Source organism: Sandaracinus amylolyticus, from assembly GCF_021631985.1.
Taxonomy (GTDB): Bacteria; Myxococcota_A; Polyangia; order Polyangiales; family Sandaracinaceae; genus Sandaracinus; species Sandaracinus amylolyticus_A.
In genome coordinates this window covers 10025485-10042667 of the sequence record NZ_CP070225.1, presented here as the reverse complement: position 1 = coordinate 10042667, position 17183 = coordinate 10025485, and the positions used below count along the sequence as shown (strand labels likewise).

The 17183-nt window shown below is 72.0% G+C and carries 15 protein-coding genes; 7 read left to right on the top strand and 8 right to left on the bottom strand.

The window, feature by feature from the left end; all coding sequences use genetic code 11:
- Positions 1 to 68: 68 nt before the first annotated feature.
- Positions 69 to 1058, top strand: a complete 990-nt coding sequence (locus I5071_RS42740; RefSeq protein WP_236519165.1) for a vWA domain-containing protein — start codon at positions 69 to 71, stop codon at positions 1056 to 1058.
- A gap of 9 nt (positions 1059 to 1067) precedes the next feature.
- The gene (locus I5071_RS42735; protein WP_236519164.1) at positions 1068 to 1577 is read left to right on the top strand and encodes a DUF4240 domain-containing protein; all 510 of its coding nucleotides are present in this window, start codon (positions 1068 to 1070) and stop codon (positions 1575 to 1577) included.
- A gap of 51 nt (positions 1578 to 1628) precedes the next feature.
- On the opposite strand, the gene I5071_RS42730 is transcribed toward I5071_RS42735, so the two are convergent.
- The 4 genes from I5071_RS42730 to I5071_RS42715 all read right to left on the bottom strand — a co-directional run bounded on the left by I5071_RS42730 (position 1629) and on the right by I5071_RS42715 (position 7467).
- A complete protein-coding gene (locus I5071_RS42730) occupies positions 1629 to 3146 on the bottom strand; it encodes a GMC family oxidoreductase N-terminal domain-containing protein (RefSeq protein WP_236519163.1) in 1518 nt (505 codons plus the stop codon).
- Positions 3143 to 3592, bottom strand: coding sequence for a hypothetical protein (locus tag I5071_RS42725; RefSeq protein WP_236519162.1), 450 nt, complete (start codon positions 3590 to 3592; stop codon positions 3143 to 3145). The genes I5071_RS42730 and I5071_RS42725 overlap by 4 nt, the downstream gene beginning before the upstream one ends.
- 78 nt (positions 3593 to 3670) lie before the next feature.
- Entirely contained in the window at positions 3671 to 4663 is a 993-nt protein-coding gene (locus I5071_RS42720) for a hypothetical protein (protein WP_236519161.1), read from the bottom strand.
- Positions 4660 to 7467, bottom strand: a complete 2808-nt coding sequence (locus I5071_RS42715) for a hypothetical protein (protein WP_236519160.1) — start codon at positions 7465 to 7467, stop codon at positions 4660 to 4662. Before I5071_RS42715 ends, I5071_RS42720 begins: the two co-directional genes overlap by 4 nt.
- A gap of 112 nt (positions 7468 to 7579) precedes the next feature.
- Here I5071_RS42715 and I5071_RS42710 point away from each other — a divergent pair, with 112 nt between their 5' ends.
- From I5071_RS42710 to I5071_RS42700, 3 genes are read left to right on the top strand one after another with little or no spacing between them, the layout of a single operon-like run.
- The gene (locus I5071_RS42710) at positions 7580 to 9076 is read left to right on the top strand and encodes a serine/threonine-protein kinase (RefSeq protein WP_236519159.1); all 1497 of its coding nucleotides are present in this window, start codon (positions 7580 to 7582) and stop codon (positions 9074 to 9076) included.
- A 1-nt stretch (position 9077) separates the two neighbouring features.
- Complete coding sequence (locus I5071_RS42705) at positions 9078 to 10076, top strand: hypothetical protein (RefSeq protein WP_236519158.1); 999 nt, start codon at positions 9078 to 9080, stop codon at positions 10074 to 10076.
- Positions 10076 to 10909 (top strand): hypothetical protein, encoded by an 834-nt coding sequence (locus I5071_RS42700; protein WP_236519157.1) that lies wholly within the window; start codon positions 10076 to 10078, stop codon positions 10907 to 10909. The genes I5071_RS42705 and I5071_RS42700 overlap by 1 nt, the downstream gene beginning before the upstream one ends.
- Positions 10910 to 11032: 123 nt before the next feature.
- Here the strand turns inward: I5071_RS42700 and I5071_RS42695 are convergent, their stop codons facing one another.
- Positions 11033 to 13825: a TRAP transporter large permease subunit gene (locus tag I5071_RS42695; protein WP_236519156.1), complete on the bottom strand. Its 2793-nt coding sequence runs from the start codon at positions 13823 to 13825 to the stop codon at positions 11033 to 11035.
- Between the two features lie 195 nt (positions 13826 to 14020).
- On the bottom strand, positions 14021 to 14320 hold the full coding sequence (locus I5071_RS42690) for a putative quinol monooxygenase (protein WP_236519155.1): 300 nt from the start codon (positions 14318 to 14320) through the stop codon (positions 14021 to 14023).
- 109 nt (positions 14321 to 14429) lie between these two features.
- On the opposite strand from I5071_RS42690, the gene I5071_RS42685 reads away from it, so the two are divergent.
- On the top strand, positions 14430 to 15386 hold the full coding sequence (locus tag I5071_RS42685; RefSeq protein ID WP_236519154.1) for a GlxA family transcriptional regulator: 957 nt from the start codon (positions 14430 to 14432) through the stop codon (positions 15384 to 15386).
- On the opposite strand, the gene I5071_RS42680 is transcribed toward I5071_RS42685, so the two are convergent.
- The gene (locus tag I5071_RS42680; protein WP_236519153.1) at positions 15383 to 15964 is read right to left on the bottom strand and encodes a LysR family substrate-binding domain-containing protein; all 582 of its coding nucleotides are present in this window, start codon (positions 15962 to 15964) and stop codon (positions 15383 to 15385) included. The genes I5071_RS42685 and I5071_RS42680 overlap by 4 nt on opposite strands.
- Here I5071_RS42680 and I5071_RS47120 point away from each other — a divergent pair.
- A complete protein-coding gene (locus I5071_RS47120) occupies positions 15918 to 16028 on the top strand; it encodes an ester cyclase (RefSeq protein WP_419249695.1) in 111 nt (36 codons plus the stop codon). The two genes, I5071_RS42680 and I5071_RS47120, sit on opposite strands and share 47 nt — an antisense overlap.
- A gap of 129 nt (positions 16029 to 16157) precedes the next feature.
- Here I5071_RS47120 and dctP read toward each other — a convergent pair whose 3' ends face one another.
- Positions 16158 to 17180 (bottom strand): TRAP transporter substrate-binding protein DctP, encoded by a 1023-nt coding sequence (gene dctP / locus I5071_RS42675; protein WP_236519152.1) that lies wholly within the window; start codon positions 17178 to 17180, stop codon positions 16158 to 16160.
- Positions 17181 to 17183: the final 3 nt, after the last annotated feature.

The window sequence follows — 17183 nt, the reverse complement described above, 5'->3', positions numbered from 1 at the left end:
GCTCGCCTTGTAGCCCCGGTCTCTACTGCGGCCACGACGGCGAGTGCACGGCGGACTGCTCGGCGACCGTGACGTGCGGCGCGGGTCGCGTGTGCTCGAGCGAAGGTCGCTGCGTCGAGAGCGGCGGTCTCGATGGCGCGGTCACCGACGCGCAGCGCCCCGATGCGATGGGGGTCGATCGCACCTGCGCGTCGGTCACCGTCGACGCGACGCGCAGCACGCCGAACGTGCTGCTCATCATCGATCGATCGCTCTCGATGAACGAGGACTTCGGAGCCGACAGCCGCTGGGACACGCTCGAGGACGCGCTGCTCGACACGCCCGACGGCGTGATCTTCCCGCTGCAGTCGTCGGTGCGGTTCGGGTTCGTGATGTACACGCAGTCGCGCACTCCGTCGGGGTGTCCCGATCTGATCTCGGTGCCGAGCGCGCTCGACAACTACGACGCGATCGAGACCGAGTACCGCATGCACGACCCGGCGGGCGACACGCCGACCGGCGACTCGATCCAGGCGGTGCTCGCGCAGCTCGACTCGCTGATCGACGCGCCCGATCAGCCGACGGTGTTCGTGCTGGCGACCGACGGTGAGCCCGACACCTGCGAGGATGGCAGCGACGAGGTCGGGGGACGCGCGGAGTCGCTCGCCGCGGTGCAAGCGGCGTACGGTCGCGACATCCGAACGTTCGTGATCAGCGTCGGCGAGGACGTCGGCGAGGATCACCTGCAGGAGATCGCGAATGCCGGCATCGGCAACGCGCCCGATGCGACTCCGCCCGCCGAGTTCTGGGTCGCGACCGACACTGCGGGCCTGCGCGCGGCGCTCGAGACGATCGTCGGCAGCGTGGTGAGCTGCGAGCTGACCCTCGAGGGCGAGATCGATCCCGATCGCGCGTGTGACGGCGAGGTGCGGCTCGGCGGCGACCCGCTGACGTGCGGGACCGACTGGCGCGCGGTCGACGAGAACACGATCGAGCTGCTGGGCGCGGCGTGTGATCGACTGCAGAGCGGGGGCGAGGCGCTGACGGCGTCGTTCCCGTGCGGGGTGATCATCATCTGAAACGCGGCGATGAACGAGCAGACGTTCTGGGCTCTCGTGGAGAGCGCGAAAGCGGAGTGCGATCGGACGAGCCGTGACGAGGCGACGTGGCAGCCGGCCGTCCTGCAGCGGAAGCTGGAGGCGCTCCCGCCGTCGGAGATCATGGCGTTCGCGGAGATCTTCGAGACCCTCCACGCCCGCGCGTACCGACGAGAGCTGTGGGCGGCGGCCTACGTCATCGAGGGCGGCTGCAGCGACGACGGGTTCATGGACTTCCGCTCGGGCCTGATCGGGCTCGGGCGGGAGGCCTACTACGACGCGATTCGCGACCCGCGCACGTTGATCCGGCAGCCCGCGCGTGGCGTGGACTTCTCGCAGGAGACGATGCGGTATGCCGCGGGCCTCGCGTACGAGGCGGTGACCGGTGAAGAGCTGCCGGATCTCCGCGTCGACCCGCCGGAGCCGATCGGCGAGCGCTGGGACGATGCGACGAAGTACGCGACGTACCCGGAGCTCGCGAGGAAGTTCGGCGCGCGATGAGCCGCGCTGCTACGGAATCCGTAGCGCTACGGATTCCGTAGCGACCGCCCGTCACGCCGCGAGCGCATCCTCCGCGAACACGCTCGCGAGCCCCATGATCGTGTGCTGCGGGTTCACCCCGAGGTTGCTCGGGATCACCGACGCATCCGCGACCATCAATCCCTGGTACCCGTGCACGCGCCCGCTGCCGTCGACCACCGCGCTCGACGGATCGCGCCCCATGATCGCGCCGCCGAACAGGTGGCTGAGGATCGCGATGTACTTCTTCGGATCGATCGGCGCGGCGTCGAGCAGTCCGACCTGATCGGGCGTCAGCTTGTACGGCATCCCCTGGATGCCCGGGATGATCGCCTTCGCGCCCGCCGCGAAGTGCTGCTTCGCGAGCAGGATCATGCCCTGCCGGAAGCGCTCCATGTCCGCGCGATCGAGCCCGTACTTCACCATCGGCTTGTCGCTGAACGGCGCGGGACGCACCGTGCCCACCGACTCCGCGCGCACCGCGTGGCACCACATCGCGATGTGCCGGTACTCGACGAGGCGCTTCATCAGCTCGACGCCCGCGCCGGTCAGACGCGACGCGACGAGCTCGGGCGGGATCGCGAGCGTCTCGAGCTTCAGCCCCGGGTCCTTGCGGAACTGCGTCGACGCCCAGCCCTGCGTCGCACCGACGTTCATGTCGACCGGCTCGTCGTAACAGCCGAACACGCCCGTGCCCGGGTGCGCGCGGAACTGCTCGCCGACCATCTTGTTCTTCACGCCCGAGCGCGCGAGCAGCACCGGCGTGTGCGTGACCGACGCCGCGACGAACACGCTCTTGCGGGCGCGCACGAAGAACGCCGCGCCCTTCGCGCGCGTCATGGGATGCACGAAGTGCCCGCGCACGCCGATCGCGCGCGTGCCCTCGAGCACGATGCGCGAGACCGGCGCGCACGAGAGCACCGTGCCGCCGCGCGCGATCGTCTCGGGGACGTAGTTGAGGTTCGTGCTCTGCTTGCGCAGCTTGCGACAGCCCTGGAGGCACTGCCCCGTGCCCTCGCAGCCCTTCACGTAGCGGCGCATGTAGTGCGAGTCCCAGCCGAGGCCCTCCGCGCCCTTCATCGCGAGGAGGTTCGAGCGGCCGCGCGCGGCGGGCGGAACCTCTTCGACGCTGAGCTCGCGCTCGATGCGCTCCTGGTGCGCGAGCACGCGATCACGGAGACCGCCGATGCCGCGCTCCTTCTCCCACTGCGCGAAGATGTCGTCGGGCGTCCGCACGCAGATCGCGCTGTTGATGACGGTCGTGCCGCCCATCGTGCGCGCCTGCACCACCGGCCAGAACGCGCGGCCCACCGCGACGGTCGAGCCCCAGTCGTCCATCAGATCGCGCATCGAGCCGTACGCGCTGTACGGATAGTGCTCGGGATCGCGCCACGCCCCGGCCTCGACGATCGCGACCTCCGCGCCGCCGCGCGCGAGCGTGACCGCGGCCGACGCACCGCCCGCGCCCGAGCCCACGACGACGTAGTCGACCTCGACCTCGATCGTGCCCTTGCTGCGCTCTTCGAACGCGATGTGACGCGCGCCGCTCATGCCGACCTCTGCATCTCTTCGCGCGACGTCGCGAGCGCGCTCGGCGGCACGTCGCCGCTCGTGCGGAACGTGCCGGGATCCGCGGGCTGCACCGGCAGCGCGAAGCGCTTGCGGATCTCGGGGTGCCCGCCCCAGCAGAGACCGGCCGCGAGCTTGAGCAGGAAGACCGCCTGGCGGATCAGATAGAGGTTCGTCGTCGTGATCCGATACGCGTGCTTGTCGCGCAGCCCCGCGGGCAGGAGGAACGCGGGCAGCGGCACGAACACCGTGAGGATCGGGGTCCAGTGGAAGACCCACGCGCCCGCCACGATGCCGAGCCACATCAAGAACGTGGTCTCGCGCCGGAAGCGACGAAGGAACTCGTCGATGTCGCAGTCCTCGGCGCCGGGGAGCGCATCGGTCCGCGGGTACATCGCGATGATCGCGGAGCGCACCAACCAGGTCACGTGCACCTCTCGTTCGGCGCGCCTTTATACGCGTGTTCGCGGCGCGTAGCGAGAGGCGATTGCGACGACAAGCATCGATCAGCGCGCGCGTCGGGCTTGGATCTCGGCGGTCAGCGCGTCGAACGCCGCGCGCGCCTCGAGCGCGGCGCGCGCCTCGGGCGAGTCGACGACCAGCGGCGAGCTCGCGGAGCGATACGTGTGCGCGACGAGGTAGTGATCGAAATTCCGGCTCGTCGAAGAGCTCGAGTACGAGCTGGTCGAGCCCGCGAGGAACGTGCCGGTGCGCGAGCCGCCGAGCGACGTGAAGGGGAACCCCGCCGTGGTGAACGGGAAGACCTGGACGCGCGGGTCGCGCAGCCCGCCGCTCAGCACGCGCAGCGTGCCCTGCACCGTGAGACCGAGCCCTTCGTCGACGATGCGCTGCCCCTCGTCCGCGACGACGACGAACGTGCTCAGCTCGCCCGCCGTCGCGATCGATCCGTCGAACGAGTACGCGATGCGCGCGACGCGCGAGAGATCGGTGAACGAGAAGCCGTTCGCGTAGCCGAGACCGATCTCGCCGGGCGGGATGCAGTCGGTGTCCGCCGAGTGCAGCAGGCGCGGCTGCGAGGTGAACGTGCCCTGATGGGTCTGCACCACGCCGCCGCCCGCATCGCGCAGCGAGAGCGTGAAGCGCACGCTGCAGAACGCGGTCGTCGGATGATCGTTGCGCACGATCAGGAAGACCTCCTCGATGAAGATCTGGCTGATCGCGTGCTGCAGCACGGTGAGCCCGTTCCACGCGGTCGAGCCCACGTGATCGCGCGGGACGTCGGGCGAGCCACCGGTGAGCGGAGGCTCGGTCGATGCGTCGCCCGCCGCGTCGCGCCGGACGATGGGCGCATCCTCGGGCACGCCCCCGTCGAGCTCGTCGACCTGCGCGTCGATCTCCTCGATCGGCCTCGTGCCGGCGTCGAACCCGATCATCGCGGCGTCGAACTCGAGGCGACCCTCGGGATCGACGAGCAGACGATCCTCGGCGCTCGAGCAGCCGGAGAGGATCACGATCAGGGCGAAGAGAGCGCGCCTCACGGCCGCCACCCCGCGCGCGTCGGCGACGGATACGCGGTGCCCGACGCGAGGAAGAGCTGCCCCCAGTCGTTGCGACCCCACACCCAGAGCGAGTCGGTGATCGCCCACGTCGCGTACGCGCCGGCGGTGATCGACGCGATGCCGGAGAGGCCCGGGCTCGACGTGGGCCACGGCGTGCTGCCCGCGGTGCCGTTGCCGAGCTGGCCCTGGCTGTCGTCGCCGTAACAACGCGCGGTGCCGTCGGCGAGGAGCACGCAGCCGTGGGTCGTGCCGATCGTGATGTCGCGCGCGGTCGACACCGCGGGGAGCGCGGTCGGCATCAGCACCGACGTGCTCGCGGTGCCCAGGCCGAGCTGGCCCGAGGAGTTCGCGCCCCAGCACAACGCGGTGCCGTCGCCGCGCACCGCGCACGTCGAGACGCTGCCCGCGTCGATGCGCACGATGCCGGAGATCCCCGACGCCGAGGCCCCGGTGTTGCGCGTCGTCATCGTGCCGTCGCCGAGCTGGCCGTACGTGTTCTGGCCGAAGCACGCGACGGTGCCGCCCGGCGCCTGGATCGCGCACGCGTGCTCGGAGCCCGCGGTCACCGCGGTCGCGCCCGAAACCCCCACGATGTCCGCGGGCACGCCCGAGTAGCCGCGGATCGCGCCGCCCCAGCACGAGACCGCGCCGGTGCGACGCACCGCGCACGTGAACGTGTTGCCCGCTGCGACCGCGACCGCATCGGAGATGCCGGTGACGACGAACGGCGTGCGCACCGTGGTCGACGCGGTCTCGCCGACCTGTCGCTCGGAGTTGCGGCCCCAGCACGCGACGCGTCCGTCGGTGAGCACCGCGCAGCTGTGCCCGCTGCCGGTCGAGACGTGCACCGCGTTCGCGACGAGCGGCACGACCACGCCCGCGAACGAGCTCGTCGACGCGCCGCTCAGCTGCCCGGTGTCGTTGCGGCCCGCGCACACGACGAGGCCGCCGCTCATGCGCACGCACACGTGGCTGGTGCCCGCATCGACCTGCTCGGGACGCTCGCAGCGCGACGCGAAGCACACGTCGCTGCACGTCACGCCGCAGCTTCCGCAGTTCGCCTCGTCGGTCGACGTCGTGGTGCACACGCCGCCGCACGCGACCTCGCCCGCGTTGCGGCACTGACACGCGCTCGCGGTGCAGCTCGCGCCGGCCGCGCAGGTCACCCCGCAGCCGCCGCAGTTCGCGGCGTCGGTGCGCACGTCGACGCAGGTGCCGCCGCAGTCGATGTGCCCGGTGGGGCAGACGCACGCGCCGGCGCTGCAGAGCCCGTTGCTCGGGCACGCGCGGTTGCACGCGCCGCAGTGCTGGGAGCTGGTCTGGAGATCGACGCAGCTCGATCCGCACGCGGCCTGACCGCCGGGGCAGTAGCAGCTGCCGTCGATGCACGCGCCGCCGATCGGGCACGCGCGGTTGCACGCACCGCAGTGCTGCGCGTCGGTCTGGAGGCTCGTGCACGCGCCGCCGCACACCGTCGGGCTCGCGCCCGGGCAGTTGCAGCGCGTGCCGTCGCAGGTCGCGCTCGCCGCGCAGACGTTGCCGCAGGTGCCGCAGTTGAAGCGGTCGCTCGGCACGCACGCGCCGCCGCACGCGATGTAGCCGCCCGGACAGGTGCACTCGCCCGCGATGCACATCGCGCCGGTCGGACAGACCCGACCGCAGGTGCCGCAGCTCGCTTCGTCGCTCTCGAGATCGACGCAGAACGTTCCGCCCGCGCCGGTGCACGCGGTGCCGCCTCCGGTGCACAGACAGTCGCCCGCGACGCAGGTGCTGCCGCCGATCTCCGCCGGGCAGAAGCGGAAGCACGCGCCGCAGTGCTCGGCGCTCGCGCTCAGATCGACGCACGCGCCGCCGCACGCGGTGAGCCCGCCCGAGCACGAGCACTCTCCGTCGACGCAGGTCTGCGCCGCGCCGCAGGTGCGCCCGCACGCGCCGCAGTTGTTGCGATCGCGCGAGGTGTCGATGCAGGCGCCGCCGCACTCGCTGCGTCCGTCGGGGCAGCGACACTCGCCGCCGATACACGCGTGGCCGGTCGCACAGGCGTGATCGCAGTCGCCGCAATTCGCGGGGTCGCTCTCGAGGTCGGTGCAGACGCCCTCGCACACGCCGCGTCCGTCGCTGCAGCGGCACGCGCCCGCGACGCACTCCTGCTCGGCGTCGCACACGATCCCGCAGCCGCCGCAGTTCGCCTCGTCGTTCTGGCCGTCGACGCAGCGGTTCCCGCAGCGCAGGCCACCGCCCGGACAACGGCAGGTCCCGGCATCGCACACCTGGCCGGCCATGCAGCGCACGCCGCACGCGCCGCAGTGATCCTCGCTCTCGAGGAGGTCCGCGCACGCGCCGTCGCACACCTCGCCCGCGCCCGCGCACTGACACGCGTCGTCGACGCAGAACGCGCCGTGCGGGCACTCGGTGTCGCCGCAGGTGACGCAGTCGTCGACGGCTCCGTCGCAGTCGTTGTCGACGCCGTCAGCGCAGCGCTCGGTGCGACTCTCCGGCACGCACGCGCACACGCGCGGCGCACCTTCGCTCGACGGCGCCACGCAGCCCCAGTTCGACGCGCCGGGGCACTCCCCGGCGGACTCGCAGCGCTCGGTGCAGATCGCGCGGTCCTCCTCGATCGCCACGCAGAGGCCGGAGAGGCACTGACCGTTGCGCTCGCACGGCTCGCCGAACGCGGCGAACGGCGCGTCACCCGCGTCGTCGAGGCCTCCGTCGTTCGTGCTCGCTGGAGGCTCGTTCGAGCACGCAGCGAGGACCGCGACCGCGATCCAGGCCGACAACCGGGATGTGCCGCACGATGGCATTCGTGCGGAAATACCCGATTTCGGCCGATCGTCGCAACCCCCCGACGAGCATCGCGCCGGGCACGCCGCTCCTCTATCATCGCGGCGAATGACCGACGGGAGCCCGCGCGTCGGCGAGGTCGTCGAGAAGTACGAGATCGAAGGCATCCTCGGTCGAGGCGGCATGGGCGCCGTCTATCGCGCGCGGCACACGCTCACCGGCCGCGCGGTCGCGCTGAAGTGGATGATCCCCGATCCCGATGCCGACGCCGCGTCGGTGCAGCGCTTCCTGCGCGAGGCGCGCGCGATGGGGCGCATCGACCATCCGAACGTCGTCGGCGTGCTCGACGTCGGTGTGAACGACGGCTCGGCGTTCCTCGTGATGGAGCTGCTGCGCGGCGCGTCGCTGCGCGCGTACGTCGATCGCGAGAAGCGCCTCGAGCCGAGCGAGGCGATCGCGCTGCTGCTGCCGGCGCTCGAGGGCGTCGCGGCGGCGCATCGCGCGGGCGTGGTCCATCGCGATCTGAAGCCCGAGAACCTCTTCGTCGTGCAGAACGAGGACGGGCGCGCGATCACCACGAAGGTGCTCGACTTCGGGATCTCGAAGCTGCACGAGCACGCCCACGCGCCGCAGCCCTCGATCACGCAGACCGGCACGACGATGGGCACGCCGAGCTACATGTCGCCCGAGCAGGTGCGCGGCGCGCGCGACGTCGACGCGCGCACCGACGTGTGGGCGCTCGGCGCGATCCTCTACGAGATGGTCACGGGTCGCGTGCCCTTCCGCGCCGAGACGTACGGCGCGCTGATGGTCGCGATCGTCATGGACCCGCTGGTGCCCGCGGACGTGATCGCGCCCGATCTGCCGCGCGAGCTGGCGCGCGTGATCGATCGCGCGCTCGAGAAGGATCCCGAGCAGCGCATCGCGAGCGTCGACGCGCTGCGCGACGCGATCGCGTCGTTCGCGGGCGAGCTCGCGGGCGCGAAGGCGAGCGCCGCCGAGATCGGCATCAAGCCGACGACGCCCGCGCCCAAGGTGCTCGCTCCGCGCGCGAGCGTGACGCCGACGCGGCCGGCCCGCCCCGACTCGGCGCGACCGCCCGAGGGCGCGGCGGACATCCAGCTCGACAGCGCGGCGATGCGCGCGCCCGCGGCGAACGCCAACGCGTCGGTGCCGCTCTCGGTGCCCGATCTCCCGGCGCGCGAGCGTGGTCGGGGCACGCCGCGCGCGATGATGATCGGGCTCGCGATCGCGATCGTGGTGCCGATCGCGGCGGTCGTGCTGCACGCGATGACGCGATCGACGCCGAGCACCGAGCGCGCACCGAACGCGGCCGCGCGCACGCCCGAGCCGATCGCCCCCGCGCCCGTGCCTCCGGAGCCGAGCGTCGCGAGCACCACGCCCGATGCCGGCGAGCCCGCGATCGCGCCCGTCGCGATCGAGCCGCCCGCGATCGAGCCCGCCGCGCCCGAGCCGCCCGCGCGCACCACGCGGCACCGCGCGACGCGCCCGCGCACCGAGGCTCCGGCAGTCGCGACCCCGCCTCCGACAGCGCCGCGCTCGACGTCGGGGCGCACCGGCTCGCTCTCGAGGGACGAATTCTGACATGACGCTCGCGCTCCGCGTCGCCGCCGCGCTGTTCACGACCATCGCTCTCTCGTCGCACGTCGCGCACGCGCAGGAGGAGCCTGCCGAGCCGACCTCGTACGCGCCGCTCATCGAGGCCGCGGTCGCGGAGTTCGGTGCGGGACGCTTCGCCGAGGCGCGCGCGCTCTTCCGCGGCGCGCACGACCTCTACCCGAACGCGCGAACGCTTCGCGGCATCGGCATGTCGAGCTTCGAGCTGCGCGACTATCCAGGGGCGGTGCGCGCGCTGAGCGCGTCGCTCGAGGAGACGCGGCGCGCCCTCACCGACGAGCAGCGCACGCAGGTGAACGATCTGCTGCTGCGCGCGCGCGCGTTCGTGGGGCGCTTCGTGGTGCCGATCGCGCCCGCGGGATCGCGTCTGTACCTCGACGGAACCGGCGTCGAGGTGCAGGGCGGATGGCCGGAGCAGGAGGGCGAGCTGCTGGTCGGCGTGGGCGATCACGAGGTGACGATCCGCGCGCCCGAAGGACGCAGCGCGCACGCTCGCCTCGTGGTGCGCGGCCGCGAGGACGAGCCGCTCGACATCGACACCAGCCCGCTCGCGCCGCCGCCGCGCGAAGAGCCGACCCCGCCGCGCGCCGAGCCTGAGTCCGTGCCGCTGGTCCCCCCGCCGCCGGCCTACGAGCCGCGCGAAGAGGCGAGCGATCCTGCGCCCTGGATCCTCGCGGGCGCGGGCGGTGCGGCGATCGTGACCGGCGCGATCCTGCTCGGCGTCGGCCTGCACGACATCTCGGTGGTCGAGAACGCGCCGATGGGCGACGACTGGAGCGCGCTGCGCGACGCGTACGATCGCGCGCCGGTGCTGACGGGCACCGGGATCGCGTTGATCGGGATCGGCTCGGCAGCTGCGGTGGTCGGGATCGTGTGGGGCTCTCTCGACACGAGCCGCCCGCAGGCCGGTGCCCGCACCGCACTGCGCGTCGGCCCGGGAACCATCGCGGTGCAGGGGAGCTTCTGATGCGCTCGATGCGGTATCTCGCGTTCGCCAGCGCAGCGCTCTGGGTGGCGTGCTCGCCCGAGCTGCGCGGCGATCACTACTACCGATGTGATCGCGACGGTCAGTGCCCGTCGCACGTGCCGTTCTGCTACCCCGACAACCCGCGCGAAGAGCGTTGGTGTCGGGCGATGCCGCCGCCGATGCACGACGCCGGCATGGACGCGCAGATGCCGATGACCGACGCGCAGATGCCCGACGCGCAGACGCCGGTCGACGCGTTCGTGCCGCCCGATGCGCCCCCGCCGCGCTTCGACTACCGCGCCTGCGACGACGGGCGCTCGTGCATGCCGGGCGATCTCTGCGTGCGCAACGGGCCGGGGACGATGGGGTACTGCGCGCCACCGTGCACCGCGGGTCGCTGCCCGTCGTCGATGAGCGGCACGCCCGGGTACTGCGGCGGCTCGCACTGCCGCGTGGGCTGCACGACCGACACGGACTGCCCGGTCGGCGGCGTGCAGTGCCTCGCCGGTCGCTGGGGGGACGTCACCGCGAACGCGTGCGTCGAGACCGCGCTCGCCGAGGGTGACGATCAGTACACGAGCTGCGCGACGAACGCGGACTGCGACGCGCCCTTCGCGTGCCTCCTCGAGGTCTGCACGCGTCCGTGCTCCGGCACCGCGACCTGCCTCGACGGCGAGGCCTGCCAGAACCTCCCGCCGCCGATGATGAGCGCCCGGACCTGCCTCGATGCGTGCAATCCCTCGGCGCCGGCCTGCCCGGACGACACGATGTGCAACGAGGCCGGCATGGGCACCGGGCTCTACCGCTGCATCCCCAACTGGCCGCGCCCGTGACGTGCATTCACGGGACGAATGGCGCTGCTCTCGCGTCATCGGTCCGGTGGATGAGCCGAAAGCGCGACCGCCGCACCGAGCTGGGCTCGATGCGGCGGTCTTCGTGATCCGATCGTCGGGCGACTACATCGCGCCGCAGCGCGCCTGGAACGCCTCGAACGACTCCTCGGGGCGCGGCAGATCGCAGTCGGGCGGCGTCGCGCCTTCCGCCGGCGCCGCTGCGCCCTCGGCCGGCGCGCCTTCCGCCGGCGCGGCAGCGCCCGCGCTGCAGCGCGCCTCGAACTCCTCGAACGACTCGTTCTCGCGCGGCAGCTCGCAGTCCGCCTGATCGGCCGCCGGCGCGGCCCCACCGCCGCCCGCGGCTGCGCCCGAGCAGCGCGCGTCGAACTCCTCGAACGACTCGCCCTCGCGCGGCACCTCGCAGTCCTCACCGCCCCCCGCCGGCTGCTCACCCGCGCCGTCGTCGGTCGTGCCGCCGCCGCCGTCGGTCGGCTCGACCTGCTCGGGGGTCGCCGGGTGCATGTCGGCCTGCTCGCCGAGCAGCGCGAGCGAGAGCGAGGGCACGTACGTCGTGATCATCAGCGCCGTCGCGAACACGCCGATGAAGGGCAGCACGACCGGATAGAGATCCGGCACCGGACGCCCGAACCGGAAGCCCGCGATGAACAGGTTCAGGCCCATCGGCGGCATCAGGTAGCCGATCTCGAGATTGATCAGGAACACGATGCCGAGGTGGTACGGGTTGATCCCGAAGTGCATCGCGATGCCCATGATCAACGGCACGATCACGACGATCGCCGAGAAGATGTCCATGAGCATGCCGACGATCAGCAGGAACACGTTCAGCGCGATCAGGAACGTGAGCGGCGAGTCGATCAGACCGCCCGCGCTGCGTCCCTGACGCGCGAGCGCGTCGACCGCCTCGCGGCACTGGAACATCACGTCGCTGTGCTCGGCGAGGTACGCGCGCGCCGGCTCACCGCAGGTCAGCGCCTCGAAGAGCGCGTCCGCGGTCTGCGCCTGCACGAAGTAGAACGTCAGCACCGTCGCGGCGCAGAGCTTCACGAAGATGGCGCCGACGAGCACCATCGAGTCCGGGATGATCCGCGGGATGTCCTTGTCGATCGAGAGGTCGCGATAGACGAACACCTCGATCACGAAGACGTAGAACGCGGTGAACGACGCCGCGCCCATCGGGCCCGCCGCCGCGAGGCCGAAGCCGACGACCACCGGCAGCGCGAGCTCCCACTTCGCCTCCCAGAGGGCCGCGCCCGCCTCCTTCGCGTCGAAGCTCGAGCGCTCGACCTTCTTCACGACGCCGACGAACATCGAGTAGAGGATCATCAGGCCGACGATCAGGAACGTCGGCAGGATGCCTGCGACGCTCAGCTTGCCGAGCTCGACCCGCTCGACCCCCGGCGGCATCTCCTGCAGGCCCGCGACGATGCCGTAGACGATCAGCGGCAGACACGGGAAGAACGTGATGCCGAGCGCACCACCGCTCGTGACGAGGCCGAGCGAGAACTTCTCGGGGTAACGATCCTTGATCAGCGCGGGGAAGAGCAGGCCGCCGATCGCGACGATCGTGATGCCGCTCGCGCCGCTGAAGATCGTGAACCCGGTGCACGCGATGACGCAGACGACCGCGAGACCGCCGGGCAGCCACCCGAGCAGCGCGCGCGCGACGCGCACGAGGCGCTGCGGCGTCTTGCTCTCGCTCATCAGGTAGCCCGCGAGCGTGAAGATCGGGATGGTCGGCAGCACGGTCATGCGTGCGAAGTGGTTGCCGAGGACGTCCTCGACGGCGTTCGCGAGCGGCGAGACCGGCACGGTGTCCGAGCCGTGCAGCCAGAGGAAGAGCGCGAGGCCACCGAGGAACGTGAAGAGCGGCGCGCCCATCAGCGCGACGACCGCGAAGAACGCGACGCCCATGGGGATCGACACGTTCTCGATGTTGAGGATGCCGACGTACGAGAGCGCGAGCGTCGCGAGCACGCCCGACGCCGCGACCAGCGGCGGCACCGGTCCGTCGAGCTTCGCGAACTCCTCGGGCAGCGGCGCGGTCGCCTTCGCGGAGCCGGTCTTGCGCACGCGCAGCGCGAGCGGGATCGCGAGCGACGCGGCCGACGCGAGCGAGCCCAGAAGGATCGGCATGAACGTCGACGAGCCGAGCGAGAGCACGATCGGGACGAGCAGGACGGCGATCGCGATCCCGATCTCGATCGGGCCCGCCTGCGCGATCGGCGACACGCGAAGGGGATCGCCCGCCTCGCTCGGCGTTCCGTCGGGCTCTTCGTGGGGGATGCTCTCGTCCGCGGCGGGCGCGGGCGGCACTGGCTGGCTCGGCGCCACCTTGCCGTTGGCCGCGGCGAGGAGCTCGTGGAAGCCGTGGAGCAGCAGGCGGATCGCGATGAGCGCGAAGCCCGCCGGGATCATGAACTGGAACTCGTAGCTGCGGTCGACCGCGGCATCGAGGATGCCGCTCTCCGCGAAGCTGCGGACCTGCTCGTCGGTCGTGTGGGCCTGCTCGACGAGCGACTCGTAGACGCCGCGCCCGAGCCCGAACGCGACCACCGCGCCGAACGTGCTCGCAATCGCGACGACCACGCGGCGCGCGCGATCGGGGAGAAGTCGGCCGAGCGCGTCGATCGCGAGGTGCTTGCGGCCACGTGTCGCGAAGCTCGCGCCGAGGAACGCAGCCCACACGGTGCCGTGCATCAGCACGTCGTCCGCGGCCCGCAGGATCGGGTGCTGGATCCCGAAGAAGCTGCCTAGCGCGCTCGCGACGCCGAGCGTGATCATCACGAGGACGATCACGACCGATAGCGAGCTCTCGGCGAGCAGGACGCCGCGATCGATGAGGTCGAGCGGCTTGAGGAACGGAGCGGGCTTCGCGGAAGGGGCGGCACCGGCCATCGCGGGGGGGATCCTCTCGGTCGCAGAGCAGGTAGGACGCGCACCGCGGGCCGTGGCCAGCCCGAGGGCGGGGGGAATCTACCGGGATCCCTTCCGTCATGGAAGCGTGATGAAACGCAGAAGTTGCAGTTCGTTCATGTCCCCGTATCAGGACGCGCCTGCCCGCGAGCGACCCGCGGGCAGGCGCCGGCCGTATCAGCCGAGCTTCGCCGCGAGCACGTCGTGCTTCTCGATCACCGGCGGAGCGGCGAGCAGCTGAGGCGCCTTCGCCCGCAGCGCGTCGGCGATCCGGCCCCCGATGTGCGCATCACGGCCGCGCTCGTCGGCGAACACGTCGAAGATCGCGAACGTCGAGGGGCCGAGCTTCACCGCGAACCACGCCGCGGTGCCCGCCTCCTCGACCGCGAGCGGCTGTGCGCTCTTCAGGAACGCCTCGACCTCCGCCGCCTTCCCCGCCGCCGCCTCGAGCCGCACCCACAGACCGACCTTCACCATCGCATCACCTCCGAGCCAGCACGCGTCGTTCGCGTGTGGAGAGGACGGTGGCCGCGGGGCCGAGCAGGTGCCATTGGCGAGATGGACAACGATGATATCGTTCTCGCCAATGCAGATCGCGGTGCTCGCGCTCGAGGGGACGTTCGACGTCGGGCTGGCGTCTCTGCTCGACACGCTCACCACCGCATCCGATCTCGCACGGGCGCGCGGGGCGGACGCGCCTCGCTTCGAGCCGAAGCTCGTCGGCGTGCGCCGGCGCGTGACGACGCACCAGGGCCTCCGCGTCCCGGTCTCGCCGCCTCCGCGCACCGCGCCCGACGTCGTCGTCGTGCCCGGGCTCGGCTGCACCGTGCCCGATGCGATGCGCGAGCGGCTCGAGCGCCGCGACGTGGCCGAGGCGGTCGCGCTGATCCGACGCTGGAGCGCCCAGGGCACGAAGGTGTCCGCGGCGTGCACCGGCACGTTCGTGCTCGCGCGCAGCGGACTGCTCGACGGACACCGCGCGACGACGACGTGGTGGATGGCGCCGCTCTTCCGCGAGCTCTTCCCGCGCGTCGAGCTCGACGAGTCGCAGATGGTCGTCGACTCGCGCGGGCGGGTGACGGCGGGCGCCGCGTTCGCGCACGTCGATCTCGCGCTGTGGTGGATCCGGAGGAAGAGCCCGACGCTCGCGGCGCAGGCGGCGCGGTACCTGGTCGTCGACGCGCGCCCTTCGCAGGCGCCGTTCGTGATCCCCGATCAGCTCACGCACGAAGATCCGCTGGTCGAGCGCTTCGAGGTGTGGGCGCGACGTCGTCTCGCCGATCGCTTCTCGCTCGCGGCGGCGGCGCGCGCGGTGGCGACGAGCGAGCGCACGCTCTCGCGCCGCGTGCGCGCGGTGCTGGGCCGGACGCCGCTCGGCTACGTGCAGGACCTGCGCGTCGAGCGCGCGGTGCACCTGATGAAGACGACGTCGCACGACGTCGAGGCGATCGCGCGGGAAGTGGGCTACAGCGACGGAGTCACGCTGCGGACCCTGCTGCGACGGCGGCTGGGCCGCGGCGTGCGCGAGCTGCGCGCGCGCTAGAGCGCGTCCACGAACGCCTGCGCCCGCGCCGATCGTTCGCGTCGCGCGATCACTCCGATCCGCAGCCGCACGCCGACGCCGATCACCGGGCGCATCACCACGCCCCGTCGCTCGAGCACGCGCATGCTGCTCGAGACCACCGACACGCCGAGGCCCGCGGCGACGAGGCCGAGCATCGCGATCTTGGTGTCGGTCTCCTGGGCGATCGCGCCGCCCACGCCGTGCTTCGCGAGCGCGCGCGACACCGCGCCCGCCCACGCCGGCTCCACGTCGGGCCGCACGATCACGAAACGCTCGTCCCTCAGCTCGGCGACCTCGACCCGCGCCTTCTTCGCGAGGCGATGCCGCGACGGGAGCGCGACCACCAGCGACTCGGTCGCCAGCACCCGCGACTCGAGCTCGCCTTCGACTGGCAGGCACGCGATGCCCAGCTCGACCCGCCCCTCGCGGATCGCGTCCGGCTGATCGGGGCTGCGCAGCTCGCGCACCCACCGCGGCGACTTCTTCGGCATCGCACCGACCGGCCGCGCGATCCGCGTCTCGCAGATCACGATCGAGCGGTTCCGCGGCGACCGCATCGTCGCGCACTGGCGCCTCACCGACGAGCTCGCGCTGATGCGCCAGCTCGGTGTGATCGCTTGAAAAGGAAACGCCGGGCCTCGCTCGCGCGAGGTCCGGCGTTCTCGTGTGTCGTCTCCGCGCCTGCAAGCGGGTGGGGACCCGCGCGCAGCTCGGGGGTCGACAGGGGGGCGCGCAGCCCCCCGGGGGGAATCAGCGACCGAAGGCGGCCACGCGATCGACGAGCGCCTGGTCCGCGATCTGGCCCACGAGGCGGGTGCGGATCTGCGCGCCGAGGTTGAGCCACTCCTGCTGCTGCGCCGGCGTCACCTCGATGACCGTCGCGCCGCGCGAGCGGATCTCGGTGAGCGCCTGCTGCTCGTCGCGGCGCAGGTTGCGGCGCGCAAGCTGGTGGAACTGCGTCGCGGTCTCGGTGAGGATCGTCTGCTGATCCGGCGTGAGCTCCGCCCACTGGCGCCCACCGATCACGGTGCCGCCGAGCACGATCGTCATCGGCATGTCGGTCATGTGCGTGAGGCGCGAGCACCACTGCAGCGCGACACAGGGGACCGGCGGGGTGATCGCGGTGTCGACGCGGCCCGTCTGGATCGCACCGAGCACCTCCGGCACCTGGAGCGGCACCGGGTTGCTGCGGATGACCTGGTAGAAGGTCGGCAGCACGAGGTCGTCACGCCAGACCCACGGGTGACGCGTCGCCATGTCGGCGGGCACGCGCACCGGCGCCGTCGAGAAGATGCGCGACTGACCGACGTCGGCCCAGCCCAGCATCTTGAAGCCCGCGCTGGTGAACCCCGCGTCCATGTCGGGCGCGAGCGCCTCGCGCGCGCGATCGAGCTGCTCGTAGTTGCGCAGGATGCCGGGCATCTGGAACACGAGCGCCGGACGATGGATCTGGGCGAGACCGACCGCGGTCACCGACGCCGCGTCGAGACGGCCCGAGCGGATCTTGCGGATGACCTCGGCCTCGTCGCCCTGCACGCCGCCGCCGTAGATGCGGAACTGCAGGCCGCGCTCACTGCGGCGACGCAGCTCGCGGTTCCACGCGTCGAACACGCGCATCCAGGTCGAGCCCGGCGGCGCCAGCGTGGCGAGCGAGATCGTGCGCGTCGCCGCCGCGGTGCCCGCCGCCTCTTGGGCGCTCATCGGGCTCGCGTCGATCGCGAAGAGCGCGAACGCCGCGAGCAGGAACAGCGCGAGCTTCTGATGGATCTTCATGGT